Here is a 13,853-nt window from a genome sequence, read left to right on the forward strand (position 1 = left end):
CTGCTGTCGGAGGGCGGTGGGCTGAAGGGCCTGGTGCAGCAGGAGCCCCTGGCGCTGAGTCAGCGGCCCGGCGTGGGGGCTGTCCGGGCGGCGCAGGTGCTGGCCGCGCTGGAGCTGGGCCGCCGCTCGCAGCGCGCCAGGGAGCGCAGGCCCAGGCTGCGCACGCCGAAGGAGATTGCCGCGTACCTGGCGCCGGTGTTGGGGGCGCTGCGGCGCGAGGTGTTCCACGTCTTGTGCTTCAACGCGCGCAACGTGTTGGTGCATGACGCGCGCGTGGCGGAGGGCACCATGAACACCTGCCCGGTGGACCCGCGGGAGGTGTTCGCCGCGGCGCTCACCTCGCGCGCCACGTCCATCGTGCTGGCGCACAACCACCCTTCGGGGGACCCGGAGCCCAGCGTCCAGGACCTGGGCCTGACGCGGCATCTGGTCGCGGGGGCGCAGCTGCTCAACATCAAGGTGCTGGACCACGTGGTGATGGGAGACGGCGGCTACGTGTCGATGCTGGAGCGCGGACTGATGCCGGACGAAGCACGGGAGAAACGGCGGGCGTGGAGCGCGAATGGAGGCGGCGGATGATGGTGGGCATCGTGGGGCTGTGGGGAGCGGTGCAGGTGGAGTTGCTGGAGGACGTCCGGGCACAAGTGGTGCGGCTGGACACCGGACAGGCATGCACGGTGGAGCGCGCGTCGCTGCCCAAGGGCGTGCGCGAGGGTGACGTCGTGGTGGATGGCCGGCTGGAGCCAGGGCAAACGGAGGCGCGGCGGCAGGACGTCGCGCGGACGAGAGCGCGGCTGGCCGTTCCGGTTCCACCAGGGCTCGACCTGTGAGTGGAGGCCGCGCGGCGGCCTCGTTTCCGTTGACGGCTGGACCAGGATGATGAACATGCGCGCGATGCCGGTGGCCCTGCCCTACCTCGAGGAAGCACAGCAGGGGCTGGTCCGCCACTTCCGCCTGTCCCAGTTCCGGCCGGGGCAGGACCAGGTCATCTCCTCCGTCTTGAGCGGCCGCAACACGGTGGTGGTGATGCCCACCGGCGCGGGCAAGAGCCTGTGTTACCAGTTGCCCGCCACGCTGCTGCCGGGGCTGACACTGGTGGTGTCGCCGCTGATCGCCCTGATGAAGGACCAGGTGGAGCAGCTCACCGCGCGCGGCATCCCGGCGACCTTCATCAACTCATCGCTGTCCGACCTGGAGCGCGCGGAGCGGATGCGCAAGCTGCGCGCGCGTGAGTACAAGCTGCTCTACGTGGCGCCCGAGCGCTTCCGCAGCCAGAGCTTCCTGGAGACGGTGTCCGCGCTGGGCGTGGACCTGCTCGCCGTGGACGAGGCGCACTGCATCTCCCAGTGGGGGCACGACTTCAGGCCGGACTACGCGCAGCTCGGACAGGTGCGAAAGCGGCTGCGTCCGCCGCGCACGGTGGCGCTCACCGCCACGGCCACGCCGGAGGTCCGCGCGGACATCGTGCGCGTGCTGCTGATGAAGGACCCGCAGGAATTCGCCATGGGCTTCGACCGCCCCAACCTCTTCCTGGGCAAGCAGGAGGTGGGCGGCGACGCGGACCGGCACGAGGCCTGCGCACGGCTGGCGTCCACGGGCGGGAGCGGCATCGTGTACTGCTCCACGCGGCGCGCGGCGGAAGGCATCTTCTCCGAACTGCATGGGCGCGGGGTGAAGGCGGTGCTGTACCACGCGGGCATGGACGATGACGCCCGTCGCCGCGCCCAGGACACCTTCATGTCCGCGAAGGAGGCGGTGGCGGTGGCCACCAACGCCTTCGGCATGGGCATCGACAAGCCGGACATCCGCTTCGTCGGCCACGCCAACATCCCGCGGGCGGTGGAGGCGTACTACCAGGAGATTGGCCGCGCGGGCCGCGACGGACAGGCCGCGCGCGCGGTGCTGCTCTTCAACCACTCGGACGTCTTCACCCAGGAGCGGCTCATCCAGAGCAGCCACCCGGCCGAGGCCATCTTCGGGGACGTGTGGAACGTGCTCCAGTCGGTGGAGGAGTTCGAGCGAGGCGTGCACGCGCTCGCGGGCACGGTGAACGCCAGCGAGTTCGAGGTCTCCGCGGCGCTGCGCATCCTCGAACGCGAGGGCAAGGTGGAGCGCGGTGGCCGAGGCGAGGGCGAGCACGGCATCACCCTGCTGGAGAAGGCCGCCTCGGCGCAGCCGCACTCGCCGGACGCACAGCGGCTGCTCAAGTCCTTGCTGGAGACGTTCCCCGTGGGCCGGCAGGTCACCACGGAGCTGCCCATCCTCGCGCGCCGCATCGGGCTGTCGGTGGACGAGGTCCGCCACGCGCTGGGCCTGTTGGAGAAGGCCCACGTGGCCAAGGTACGGCGCCCCTTCGCCGGCCGCTCCATTCGCGCGCTGGAGCGGGTGCCCTTCCGCGAGCTGGGGCTCGACCTGAGCCGCGTGCGGGAGCAGGAGCGGCAGAACCTGGCGCTGCTGCGCCGGATGACCGAGTACGCCTATTCGGACCGGGACAAGAAGTGCCGCCGCTCGGCCATCCTCCGCTACTTCGGCCAACGCGACACCCCCACTTCGTGCGGCAACTGCGACGTCTGCACGCCGGAGAAGATGCCCACGCTGCTGGCCCACGGGCCGGCCGCGGCGCGCGCCCGAGGCGCGGGCTCCGCGGCGGCGCCGGTGGTGACGAACTACAGCGAGCTGGCCTCCACGGAGCTGCGGCGCTGGCGCAAGGAGCTGGCGAAGGACCTGGGCGTGGCCCCCTTCATCATCTTCAACGACGCCACGCTGCTGGGCCTTTCCGCGGCGCTACCGGTGGACCGGGAGGGCTTCCTCGCGGTGAAGGGCACCGGGGAGAGCCGCTGGGAGCGCTTTGGCCCCAAGGTGGTGGAAATCTGCCTGATGGCGCGCGCCGCGGGCCACGAGCCCCAGGCCGTGCCGGACGCAGCGGTGCGCGCGCGCAAGCCCACGATTCGCCGCCGGAGCTGAAGCCGCGGCCCTGCTCAGGGGTGCCGGCGTCCGCCCTCGCGCAGGGCCCGGCGCGCCAGCAGCGTCCGGACGCCGCCCATCAACGTGCCCACCACCATCGCGAGCAGGAAAATCACGACCATGGTGGTGACGCCGAACACGACGCGCACGCCCACCTCGGAGATGCGGCCGGAGAAGTAGGCCGCTCGCAAGGGCTCCATGGCCCCCGTCAGCTCCAGGGCCCGCGCCGGCAGCGAGTCCAGCGACAGCGACAGCCGCTGGAGGAATCGCGAGGGGAAGTAGCGCAGGGCAATCTCCACCCCGAGCCCCAGCAGCAGGTAGATGAGCGACAGCAGGAACGCATTGCCCCACATGATGTGCAGCAGTGGGGAATCCGTCCGGGAGGAGAAATACCTCACGCTACCTCGCCGCCTTCTTCTTCAGGCTGGGCAGGGCCTTCTTCACCCGCGCGGCCTCATTCGAGCCACCGGCCAACTTCAGGAACGCCTCGTAGGACTCCACGGCTCGCGGCAGCGCACCGGGCTCACGCACCAACGCATCCGCGAGCGCCAGGCGCGCCAGGCCGTCCGCGGGCTCCAGCTCCACGGCCTTCTCCAACGCAGCCCGGGCCACGTCCTCCTGCTTCTGCCTGAGCGCCACCATTCCCAGTGAAAGCTGGGCGCGCCCATCGAAAGGCGCCAGGCGCACGGCCTCGTCCGCCGCGGTGCGGGCCTCCTTCATGGCCCCCGCCCCCAGCAGCGCGCGCGCCATGGTGGCCCGAGCGAAGGCCTTGTCCCAGGCAGTCGGCGCCCTGGCCGCCAGGTCCTCGAGCGTCCGAGCGGCGCCACGCCCACCACCCGGCAACTGCGCGTACAGCTCTCCCACCCGGCCGCAGGTGGCATCGGGCCCTTCCCGTCGGGCCGCGGCGAAGGCCGCCTCCGCGTTGCCACTGTTGCCCTGGCGCATGAAGGCGAGGGCAATCTCACAGAACGTGCCCGCGTCCTTCGGGTCCAGCTTGTTGGCGCGCTCCAGTGCGGAGAAGCCGCCCCGCGCGTCTCCCGCGCCAAAGAGGATGACCGCGCGAAGCTTGTGCGCCTCTGCATCATCGGGCGCCAGCTTCACCGAGCGCTGCACGGCGCCCTCTGCCTCCTTGCGGCGGCCAGCGTGGAACAGCGCCAGCGCGAAGCCCTTGTGCGCGGCCGCGCTCCCCGGGTTCTCCAACTGCCACGCCTCGAACTGCTTGAGCGCGTCCTGCGTCCGCCCCAGGGCCAGCAGCGTGCGCCCCAGCGCGTCCCGGGCCTCGCCATGCGCGCCGTTGCGCTCCACCGCCTGCGTCAGCGGCTTGAGGGCCATGTCGGGCAGCCCACGCGACAACATCAACCGCCCCAGCGAGCACGCGGCCTCATGGTCACGCGGGTCCTTCTGGGCCTCCTCGAACAGGGCCTGCGCCTTGTCGTAGGCGCGCTCGCGCCAGTAGAGCTGCCCCAGCGCCAACCGCATGTCGTTGCGAGGCCGCTTCGCCGCGTGCAGGGCCTTCTCCAGCAGCTCCCGCGCCTGGGCGCCGTTGCCCTCGGCGGCATCCGCCAGGGCCAGCCAGGAGACGGCCTCCGGCGGATACCGGTCATTCACACGCGTGCGCGCCAGCTCCGCGCGGGCCTTCTTCCAGTCTCCCAGGCGCGCATACGCGGCGCCGCGCACCAGGGCCACCTTGCGCCCCCCGTCAGCCTCCAGGCGGGTGAGGACTTCGCGCTCCCGGTCGCGATCCAGCAGCGCGCGGCCCAGCCCCTCGCGGGCCTCTTCGCTCTTGGGTCGAAGCTTGAGCGCGGCCTCGTAGGCGGCCTGCGCCGCATCCAGCGTCCCGGCCGCACGGCTGGCGGCGCCGAGCGCGAGCTGGAACTCGAAGGCCATGGGCCCCTGGGTCCCCTTGGAGAGCAGCGCGCGGGCCTCGGCGTGCTTGCCCTGAGCGGACAGCAGCTCGCCGTGCACCAGTTGCTGGCGCGCCTTCAGCGACGAAGGGAGCTTCGGGTCCTCCGCGAGCCGCGCCACGTCCGTCAGCGCGGCCTCCAGGTCCTGGTACAGCGCGAGCCGCGCCTCCGCCTGGCCAATGCGGGCCGAGGGGTGCTCGGGGGATTTCTTGCGCGCGCGCTCGTACATCTCGATGGCCTGCGGAAAGTCCTCGGAAGCCTTGTAGTAATCCCCCAGGGCCACCAGCGCGCGGACGTTGGCGCCAGAGGCACGAAGCGCGCGGTCAAAGCGTTCGAGCGCCTGCTTCTCATCCTTCGCCTCCAGCAGCAGGCTGCCGGCGAGCGCATGGACCTCGGTGCTGTCCTGCTGCGAGCCCAGCAGCGCGCTCCGCGCCAGGGCACGTCCGCGCTCGTCCGCCACCAGCACGTTGGTGACCAGCACCTGCGCGGGGGCCGCGTCCTTCACGCCCGGCCGCTCCAGCGATTCCAGCGCCTGGCGTCGGTCCTCGGAAGCCTGCCCATGGTCCGCGTAGCGCAGCGCGTGCGCCCAGGCCGTCAGCGCCCAGGCCCGGCTGCTGCTTTCGTCCATGTCCCGCGCCTTCTCGAGCTGCGCCAGCGCGGCGTCCAGCGAGGCCCCAGTGTCCTGGATGATGAGGTCCTCGGCCCGGGCCAGCGTCTCGCTCAGCGTCTGTCCGCCCTGGCGCGCGCGGATGTTGACGAAGCTGAAGACGACGATGGCCAGCACCACCACGCCGACCACGGCCCCAGCGACCTTCACGCCATGCCGGGCGATGAACGACGTCTTCGCCGCCTCACGCGCCAGCTTCGCCCGCAGCTCCTTCTCATACTCGGCGGTGAGCGCTTCTGTGTCCGGCTTGCGCGCATGGGCCTTCGCGGCGGTGGCCACGGGGGCGGGCGCCGCGTCCGGGATGTCCTCCAGCAGGGAGCGCTTGCCCCCAGAGCCTCGCTGCGCCGCGGGCGTGCTCGCCACGGCGGGCCTCGGCGCCTCCGACGAGGGAGGAGGAAGGTCGCCCAGGAGCCCCCCCGCGCCAAAGGCCCCGGCGTCCTCGGCCGGAGCAGCCCCGGCCCGCGGTTCATCCGCGTCACCGCTCGCCTCGGGCTCCGAGGCCGCGGCAGGCGCCTCCGCGACGGCCACCTGCTGCGTCGGCGGGTCCGCGACGGCGCTGGAGTCCTGCTCGGCGTCAGCGCGCTGCTCGGGCGCGGAGTCCTCCGAGGGCGCCTGGGCCTCGGAAGCCGCTTCATCCGCGCCACGCGAAGGGGCATCCTCGTCCCCCAGCCCCAGGTCCAGGCTCGGAAGCTCCGCGCCCAGGACGGACGACACCGGCACCGGCCGGTTCAACAGTCCCAGCGAGGCGCTCGCGTCACGGCCCCCGTCAGCACCGTCCTGCGGCGCCGCGTCACCTGGAGGGACCACCGCTCCGCCCTGCTCCGCCGCGCCAGCGTCCGAGCCCGCCTGAGCGCTCCCTTCCGCGTCCGCGTTCGCACGCCCCTGGCCCGCGTCCTTCGCGGAGGCTTCGGATGCCACGTCCGCGCGAGCCGCCGCCAGGGCGTCTCCCGCCGGCGTCGCACCGGCGCTCGCGGGCTTCAGCTTCGCCGCGTCACCCAACGCGGCGGCGCGCAGCCGGGCAGCGGCCATGGGCGCCACCGTGGGGCTCGGAGCCTCGTCCTTCGACGCCTCCTCCGATGACGCGTCCTCATCCGACGAAGGCTTCTCCAGCCCCATCAGGTTCGCGAACACAGGAGCCGGCCCCCCCGCGAACGCCTGCTCCGTCTGCTCCAGCCACTGCTTCACGCGGCCATCGTTCGGCTGCAGCGCCAGGGCCTTGCGAAGAATGGGCAGCGCGGACCGGTACAGCCGGTGCTGGAGCAGCACCTCGCCAATCAGGTTGTAGGCGTAGGGGTTGTCCTTCTCGATGGAGATGGCCTGCTCGAACTGGTCCATCGCCTCCGCGGGCCGACCCTGCTGGATGAGGGCCTTGCCCCACAGCACGCGCCCGACGACGGATGCTGGGTGGTGGGAAATGCCTTGCCCGCAGACCTCGATGGCACGCGCGGCGTCCCCCTTTTCCAGCAGGGCCTTGGCGAGTTCGACGAAAACGGAAGAGGTGGGGTCCTGCCGGAGGAGCTGCTCGTAACGCTCCACCATCGACTTGGCCATTGCGCTCGCGACTCCGGTGCTCGGGCGGGGAGCCGGACCATAGCACCGCTCTCTCGTCCGACGCTGCTGCCGGGTGGTACCCTCCCCACCGTGAATCGCCTGCCTGCCCTGCTCCTCGCGCTCGTCCTCGGGGCGTGCGCAACCACGTCCAAGAAATCCAATCTGGAAGCACTCAAGCCCACCGTGGAGCGCTTCCACCAGGCCCTCCGGTGGAAGGACTTCCGGAGCGCGACCCACATCCTCGTCCCCGAGCGGCGCAAGGACTTCCAGAAGGCGCGCCTGGCGCTCAACGACGACAAGGACCTGTCCATCACCGACTACGAAATCGAGGACGTGAAGCTGTCCGACGACGGGCACCGGGCCACGGTGCAGAGCCGCATCCAGTGGATGCGCCTGCCCTCGGCCTCCGAGCGCACCGCCATCGTCACCTCGGAGTTCGTCTTCCGGGACGGGGCGTGGCTCCTGGAGAGCCAGGACGACGGCCCCTTCGAGGGCGAGCTGCCGAGCCCGAGCACCAGCCCCGAGCAGCCCCCATCCCCCTGAAAAGAAACCGCCCACCGTCTCGGGGCCGGCCGAGGCGGTGGGCGTCGGGAGCTCCCCTATGGAGCGCCCTACAAGAAACCGCCCGCCGTCCCGGGGCCGGCCGAGACGGAGGGCGTCGGGAACTCCCCCATGGAGTGCCCTACAGTTTGACGGGGCGACACCGCTTCCGGGCCCATGTCGCCGCGCCGTGATGGGCAGCCACTAGAGCAACGGGAGTGCCAAGCACCGCGCCTGGAGCGCGGCGCTGGCGAATGGCTGGAGATTCAAGGGGTTGCACCGACTGACCGCCTGACGCCGCCCTGCCCCCGGGGCAGGCCTCTGACATGTCTGTCAGGGGCCCCCGGGCCGGACGTCGCGCAGGGCCTGACAACAGTGTCAGGGGGCCTCGGACTTTCCAGCAGCTAGTCGCCCTGGACGGAGCGGATGGTGTCGCGCATGGAGTGGCGCGGCTTCCAGGCCACGTCCTTCACCCAGCGGCTGCCATCCACCGCACACAGGAACTGGATGTGGTCCAACTCCGGCGGCGGGAAGTTGGCCAGCCGGTATTTGAAGAGCATGCCCAGCAGCGGGCGGGCCACGGGGTGCGGCACGGGGATGGGGGTATTGCCCAGCTCGCGCATCACCGCGGACAGGGGCACCTCGCCGGGGCCCACGACGTTGTAGACGCCCTTGGGCTCGGGGCGCAGCGCCTCCACCATGGCTCGCGCGACGTCCTCCACATGGATGAGCTGCACCATGGGGTCGAAGCCCGCCATCATCCAGGGCCGGCGCATGCGCAGGTAGTTGGACGGCGCGTTCTTGATGGTGGGCCCGACGATGTGGACGGGCCGGAGGATGACCGTCTCGATGTGCGGGTGCTTCCAGAAGAAGCTGTGCGCCAGCATGTCCACTTCGATGAGGTCACGCACGCCGGAGAAGCGGCTGGCGGCCATGAGCGGCGCGTCTTCCGTGAGGAAGTTGGAGTTGTCCGGGCTGGGCCCGTAGACGTTGGCCGAGGACAGGACGACGACCTTCTTCACGCCGTACTTCGCGCAGTACTCCAGCAGGCGCGTGGTGCCCACCACGTTGAAGGAGTGGTGCTCCTCCTCGCTCATCCGGGGGTCATGCATGATGCCCATGTGGATGACGGCGCGGATTTCGTTCTTCCGGAAGACGTCCTCCGCCTTCTTCTTGCGGAGGTCGAGCTCGTACATCTCGACGTCCTTCGGCCGTCCCACGAAGGGCCGCCGGTCGATGCCGATGATGCGCTCATGCTTGTGCAGCAGCTTCGCGAGGGTGCGGCCGAGGTTGCCGCTGATGCCCGTGACGACGACGGCCGGTTTCATGGAACCTCCCTCTTTAGCACCGCCGCGTCTGGCGCTCACCAGAACACGCCCTGACGCTCCTTGAGGCCCTGGTGGAGCATGGATTGGATGGACGCCTTCACGGTGCGGACCTTCTTGTCCAGCTCACTGTCCTCGTCGTCCGGGCGCCCGGAGAAGTGCAGCGGCTCCCCGAAGTAGATGCGGTACTTCGTGGGCAGGGGAATGGGCAGGCCCGTGGGGGTGATGGGGAAGGACGGGAAGCCCAGGAGCTTCGCCACCGGCTTCAGGTCCATCAGCGCCGGGGCCTGCTCCTCGGCGCCAATGACAGCCACGGGAACGATGGGCGTGTTCGTCTCCAGCGCCAGGCGCATGAAGCCCAAGCCGAACTCCTGGAGCTGGTAACGCTGGGGCCACAGCTTGTTGATGCCGCGCGTGCCCTCGGGGAAGACGAGGATGGCCTCCTCCGCCTCCAGCAGCCGCCGGCAGTTCTCCGGCGTGCCAACAATCTGCCCCACGCGGGCCATGAAGGTGGACACGTATGGGAGCGACGACACCCACTTCTCCACCATGCTGCGGATGACGCGGGGCGGGCTGGCATCCAGCATCATCGCGACGCCAATCATGGCGCCGTCCATGGGCAGTTGGCCGGAGTGGTTGGACACCAGCAGCACCCGGCCGGCGGGCACGTGCTCGATGCCAAACGTCTCCACGCGGAAGTAGTTCCGGTAGAGCCACAGGAGCGGGGCCACCGCGGACAGGCTGTAGTCCAAATCGAAGCCGAACGGGTCCACCCCGTACTCGTTCCCCGGGCGCGACAGGCCATGGAGCCGCTGCTTCTGTTCGGAGCTGGCCAGCCGGTCCGTCCACTCGCGCAGGCCCTTCTTCACTCGGTCGGTGACGTTCTCCAGCATGGGGGCTCTTTACACCACCGGCCCCGCCGCCGGGAGGGTCCGTCGGCGGAAGCCCTCGCCCTGGCGGAGCAAGCGTGCCCCACGGACACCCGGGCACGGCGGGGACGTACGCTGGCGGACAGGTGCCCCTCGTGGGAATGCCTTACACCGAGGCCGACAGCCGCCCGGCGACGTCGCGCAGCGTGAGAACCTCGCGCTCCGACTTCAGCCAGCCGAACACCTCGCGCAGGCGCGCCATCTTCTGGGTGGCGCTGACGCGCAAATCCCGCTGCTGCCGCACCAGCTCCGGGGGAATCCCGTCCGACGCGTCCAGCACGTCCACGCCATGCAGCTCGAAGTTGAAGAAGGTGTCCCGCCGGCACGTGCGCCACAGCGCGTGCAGGGACGCGCGGGGCAGCGTGGTGGCGAAGGTGCCGATGAGGGGGAAGCGCAGCGCGGGTGTCACCGTCATGGGCAGCTCCAGCACCGGGCCCGAGCCCCGCCGGTAGGGCTGCGCCGGGTCGGGCCGGTACGGCACCCGAGGCGCCAGCAGCACGCGGGGCGTGTCCAGCACGGAGCGGGACGGACGCCCCAGCACCGACAGGGCCCCCATCACCGCCGCCTTCGCGGAGTAATACGGCACGGCGGGGAACGCCGAGGAGCCATACCGGTAGCCCAGCGCCGCGGTGGCCGCGTACAGGTCCGCGTTCAGCGTGTAGCCCGGCGCGCGGAACCCCTCCGGCCGCGCACCCGTGGCCGCGAGGATGGCGGCGTCCGCGCGCGCCAGGTCCGCGTGGATGGCCTCGGGGCCCCGGCGCGTCAGCGCGTAGTCATGGGCGTGGCTGTGGCTGGCCACCTCAATGCCCGCCTCGTGGGACGCGCGCATGCCCGCCACGGCGACCGGGTCGGACTCCAGGTCCTCACCGATGACGAAGAAGGTCCCCGGAATGCCCAGCCCGTCCAGCAGCTCCCGGAAGCGAGGCACCGCCACCGCGTGCACCAGCGAGCGGGCGCGGGCGTCCAGCAAAGACTCCGGCAGGCCGTGGATGCGGCAGTAGTGAGGTAGCGAGTCGAGGTCGACGGAGATGGACGCCAGCCGCACGGTGCGCCCTCCCCGGCTCAGGTCCCGCGGACGCGGATGACGTAGAACAGCTTGCCCACGTTCTTGAGCACGTTGGGCACGCGCTTGAAGAGGTGGATGGAGGGCTGGCGCTTCTCGTGGAGTTGGATGGGAATCTCCATCACCCGCAGGCCCTCGCGCCACGCGCGGATGACGAACTCGCTGGCGAACACGTCCATGTCCACCACGCACTTCTGGATGACGGGCAGCAGCGCCTCGCGGCGGAACGCCTTCAGGCCGTGCGTGTCCGTGCCCTGGAAGCCCAGCGCCACCTTCAGCAGCTTGTTGTGCACCCGCGTGGCCGCGCGGCGAATCAGCGGGCGCTGGTCACTGGCGCCCTTGGCCGCCTTGGAGCCCACCACCATGTCCGCCTCGCCCCGCTCCAGCCGCGGCAGCGCCGCGTCGTAGAAGGTCAGGTCGCACAGGTCGATTTCATCGCAGATGACGTAGGTGCCCCGGGCCTTGAGGATGCCGGCCTTGAGCGCCACGCCGTAGTTGGGCGTCTCCGAGTGGAACCAGCGCAGGCGCGGGTTGTTCGCGCACATCTCTTCGAGGATGGCCGGCGTGGCGTCGCGCGAGCCGTTCTCCGCGAAGATGATTTCGTAGTCGAGCCCGCGCGCGTCCAGCCCCTGGCGCAACTCCTCCGCCGCCGAGGCGATGATGGACTCCTCGTTGTAGACAGGGATGACGACGGTGAGGTGCGGGGCCATGAACTCGAACAGAGATGGCTAACACGCCCCAAGCCACCCGTCGACACAATGCGACGGGTGGGCGAAGGGGATGTCAACCGTTGAGTATCCTCGCGCACGCACGCCCGGCGAGGATGGCGTCTTCCATGGAGGAGTACTCCCACTGCCCATAGCGGCCGGCAATCTGGATTCCGGCATGCTCCAGGAAGCGCAGAATCTCCGACTTCGCCGGTCCGTAGGCGTCGTCGTAGAGCACGTAGGCGTGGGGAATCTCGCGCGCCTGGGCGAAGAGCACGTCGTCCGCGGCGTGAATCATCTGCGAGCGCACCAGGTCCTCCACCGCGTACTTCTCCGCCGCGGCCAGGGACAGCTCGCCGTGGTGGCTGTACTCCACGTAGAAGGTGGACGTGTCCGGCGGCGCCAGCGGCGCGTACACCGCGGAGGGCGAGCCGATACGGTACGTGTGGAACTCCGGCTCTGGCAGGTAGATCCAATGCCAGGGCTGGCGGTTGGCCCCCTTGGCGCCCACGGCCACGTAGGTGACGGTGGTGGCGCGCAGCTGCTTCGCCGCGTCCTGCACCGTGTCGGGCACGCCGGCCTCGCCCTTGGCGAGCAGCTTCACCAAACCGGGCAGGGAGATGCTGGACACCAGCCCCGCATAGGGCTGCACGCTCCCGTCGGACAGCGTCACCTTCCGGGCCTTCCAGTCAATGGCGGTGGGCTCGGTGTGGGTGCTGAGCTGGCCGCCCTTCAGGTGGCTCAGCATGGCGCGGGCGAGGCTCTCGATGCCGCCCTCACGCGGGTACAGGAACGACGCGTTGTAGCCGACCGCGTCGCTGCCAGCGCCCAGCGCGCCGTCCACCACTTCCTTGAGGTTGGGACGGGGCACGAAACGGCCCACCCAGGCGGCGGACATCTCACGCGGGTGCACCGTCCACAGCTTCTGGTTGTAGGGCACCATGAAGTTCTTCGCGAAGCCCTCGCCCATGTAGCGGAGGATGAACTCCTCGAAGTTGCGCGGCTCGCGCTCGCGCAGTTCGCGGCCCTTCTCACCGTAGACGGCCTCCACGTAGCCGGTGAGGTTCTCCGCCACCACCTCCGGCGGCAGGCCGTGGGTGTTCACCTGGTACGGGAAGCGGGTGAACACCCCGCGCGTGAAGATGCCGGCCTTGCGCTGGATGCGGACCATCTGCTCCGGCAGCCACAGCGTGTTCACCAGGGCCTGGATTTCCGGGTCGCGCAGGTGGAGCCAGTGACCGGTGGGGTCAAAATAACACCCCTGGATGACCTCGGTCTTGATGAGGCCGCCGACACGGTCGGACTTCTCGATGAGGCGCCAGGGCTTGTTCAGGAAGTGGGCGGTGGAGAGGCCCGCGAGGCCCGCGCCCAGGATGACAATGGGTTCCATTGACGGGCGGGTCTACCACCTTCCACTCCGGGAACGGCGAATCGAACGCGGCGTGCTGACTGGCGGAAGGCAGGGGCCCTCGCCCGCTTGCCCGGGAGGGTGCGCTTCAACCTACTCGTGCGCGTTCTTTCCGGGCTGGAAACGCCTCTGGTAGCCTGCGCGCACCGCGAAGGCGCTCGGTCCCCCTCTCGCGAGCTCGGAATCCCATGAAAGTCTCCTGCCCGTCTTGCCAGACGAACTACAACATCGATGACAAGCGGATCCCTCCGGGCGGCGCGAAGCTCAAGTGCGCCCGGTGCCAGACCACCTTCCCCATCAAGCTCGATGCAGTGAGCGCGCCCGCAGCGCCTGCTCCCGCCGAGCCCGCCATTCCCCTGCCGGGTGCCGCGTCCGCCGCGCCTCAGGCCGCCGCCATCCCGCTGCCCGGCGCCGTGACCGCGCAAGCCGCCGCCATCCCGCTGCCCGGCGCCGTGACCGCGCAGCCCGCAGCCATTCCGTTGCCCGGCGCTGTGACCGCACAGCCCGCAGCCATTCCGTTGCCCGGCGCCGTGACCGCGCAGCCCGCAGCCAGTCCGCGCCCTGGCGCCCCCACGTCCACGGGGGCCATCCCGCTGCCGGGGGCCGCGGCGCCCCACTCCGCCGCGATTCCGCTCCCTGGCGCTCCCGCGTCCACGGGCGCCATCCCGCTGCCGGGTGCCGCGCCGGCCCACGCCGCCGCCATTCCGTTGCCCGGCGCCACGACCGTGGGAGCCATTCCGCTGCCAGGCGCTCCCGAGGCGTTCGGCGCCGCGCCCCACGCCCCGGCCATTCCCC

Annotated in this window: 12 protein-coding genes; 5 read left to right on the forward strand and 7 right to left on the reverse strand. The window is 70.7% G+C overall.

Going from position 1 to position 13,853, the window contains the following annotated elements:
• From HNV26_RS34250 to HNV26_RS34260, 3 genes are all read left to right on the forward strand, one after another.
• Nucleotides 1-579 (forward strand): JAB domain-containing protein (locus tag HNV26_RS34250; RefSeq protein ID WP_171452964.1); only part of this gene is annotated, 579 nt, incomplete at its 5' end.
• Nucleotides 579-830, forward strand: coding sequence for a DUF3006 domain-containing protein (locus HNV26_RS34255; protein WP_171444485.1), 252 nt, complete (start codon nt 579-581; stop codon nt 828-830). The genes HNV26_RS34250 and HNV26_RS34255, both read left to right, overlap by 1 nt.
• Nucleotides 831-876: 46 nt before the next feature.
• On the forward strand, nt 877-2,964 hold the full coding sequence (locus HNV26_RS34260) for a RecQ family ATP-dependent DNA helicase (RefSeq protein WP_171444482.1): 2,088 nt from the start codon (nt 877-879) through the stop codon (nt 2,962-2,964).
• Between the two features lie 14 nt (nt 2,965-2,978).
• Here HNV26_RS34260 and HNV26_RS34265 read toward each other — a convergent pair whose 3' ends face one another.
• Together HNV26_RS34265 and HNV26_RS34270 are read right to left on the reverse strand one after the other, a co-directional pair.
• Nucleotides 2,979-3,362: a hypothetical protein gene (locus HNV26_RS34265; RefSeq protein WP_140861474.1), complete on the reverse strand. Its 384-nt coding sequence runs from the start codon at nt 3,360-3,362 to the stop codon at nt 2,979-2,981.
• Nucleotide 3,363: 1 nt separating this feature from the next.
• Nucleotides 3,364-7,086 carry a tetratricopeptide repeat protein gene (locus tag HNV26_RS34270; RefSeq protein WP_216613003.1) on the reverse strand — a complete coding sequence of 1,241 codons (3,723 nt, stop codon included), beginning with the start codon at nt 7,084-7,086 and terminating at the stop codon, nt 3,364-3,366.
• A 90-nt stretch (nt 7,087-7,176) separates the two neighbouring features.
• Here HNV26_RS34270 and HNV26_RS38020 point away from each other — a divergent pair, with 90 nt between their 5' ends.
• Nucleotides 7,177-7,629, forward strand: coding sequence for a hypothetical protein (locus HNV26_RS38020; RefSeq protein ID WP_366817084.1), 453 nt, complete (start codon nt 7,177-7,179; stop codon nt 7,627-7,629).
• Between the two features lie 401 nt (nt 7,630-8,030).
• Here HNV26_RS38020 and HNV26_RS34275 read toward each other — a convergent pair whose 3' ends face one another.
• The 5 genes from HNV26_RS34275 to HNV26_RS34295 all read right to left on the reverse strand — a co-directional run bounded on the left by HNV26_RS34275 (nt 8,031) and on the right by HNV26_RS34295 (nt 13,040).
• A complete protein-coding gene (locus tag HNV26_RS34275; protein ID WP_171444480.1) occupies nt 8,031-8,954 on the reverse strand; it encodes an SDR family oxidoreductase in 924 nt (307 codons plus the stop codon).
• 35 nt (nt 8,955-8,989) lie between these two features.
• Nucleotides 8,990-9,844, reverse strand: a complete 855-nt coding sequence (locus HNV26_RS34280) for a lysophospholipid acyltransferase family protein (protein ID WP_171444479.1) — start codon at nt 9,842-9,844, stop codon at nt 8,990-8,992.
• A 142-nt stretch (nt 9,845-9,986) separates the two neighbouring features.
• Nucleotides 9,987-10,925 carry a polysaccharide deacetylase family protein gene (locus HNV26_RS34285; RefSeq protein WP_171444478.1) on the reverse strand — a complete coding sequence of 313 codons (939 nt, stop codon included), beginning with the start codon at nt 10,923-10,925 and terminating at the stop codon, nt 9,987-9,989.
• 17 nt (nt 10,926-10,942) lie between these two features.
• A complete protein-coding gene (locus HNV26_RS34290) occupies nt 10,943-11,653 on the reverse strand; it encodes a glycosyltransferase family 2 protein (protein WP_171444477.1) in 711 nt (236 codons plus the stop codon).
• Between the two features lie 73 nt (nt 11,654-11,726).
• Nucleotides 11,727-13,040, reverse strand: a complete 1,314-nt coding sequence (locus HNV26_RS34295; RefSeq protein WP_171444476.1) for a protoporphyrinogen/coproporphyrinogen oxidase — start codon at nt 13,038-13,040, stop codon at nt 11,727-11,729.
• A gap of 206 nt (nt 13,041-13,246) precedes the next feature.
• On the opposite strand from HNV26_RS34295, the gene HNV26_RS34300 reads away from it, so the two are divergent.
• On the forward strand, nt 13,247-13,853 hold a 607-nt coding region (locus HNV26_RS34300), incomplete at its 3' end, for a zinc-ribbon domain-containing protein (protein ID WP_171452965.1).

Origin of the sequence: Myxococcus xanthus (assembly GCF_013116825.1) — a bacterium.
Lineage (GTDB): Bacteria > Myxococcota > Myxococcia > Myxococcales > Myxococcaceae > Myxococcus > Myxococcus xanthus_B.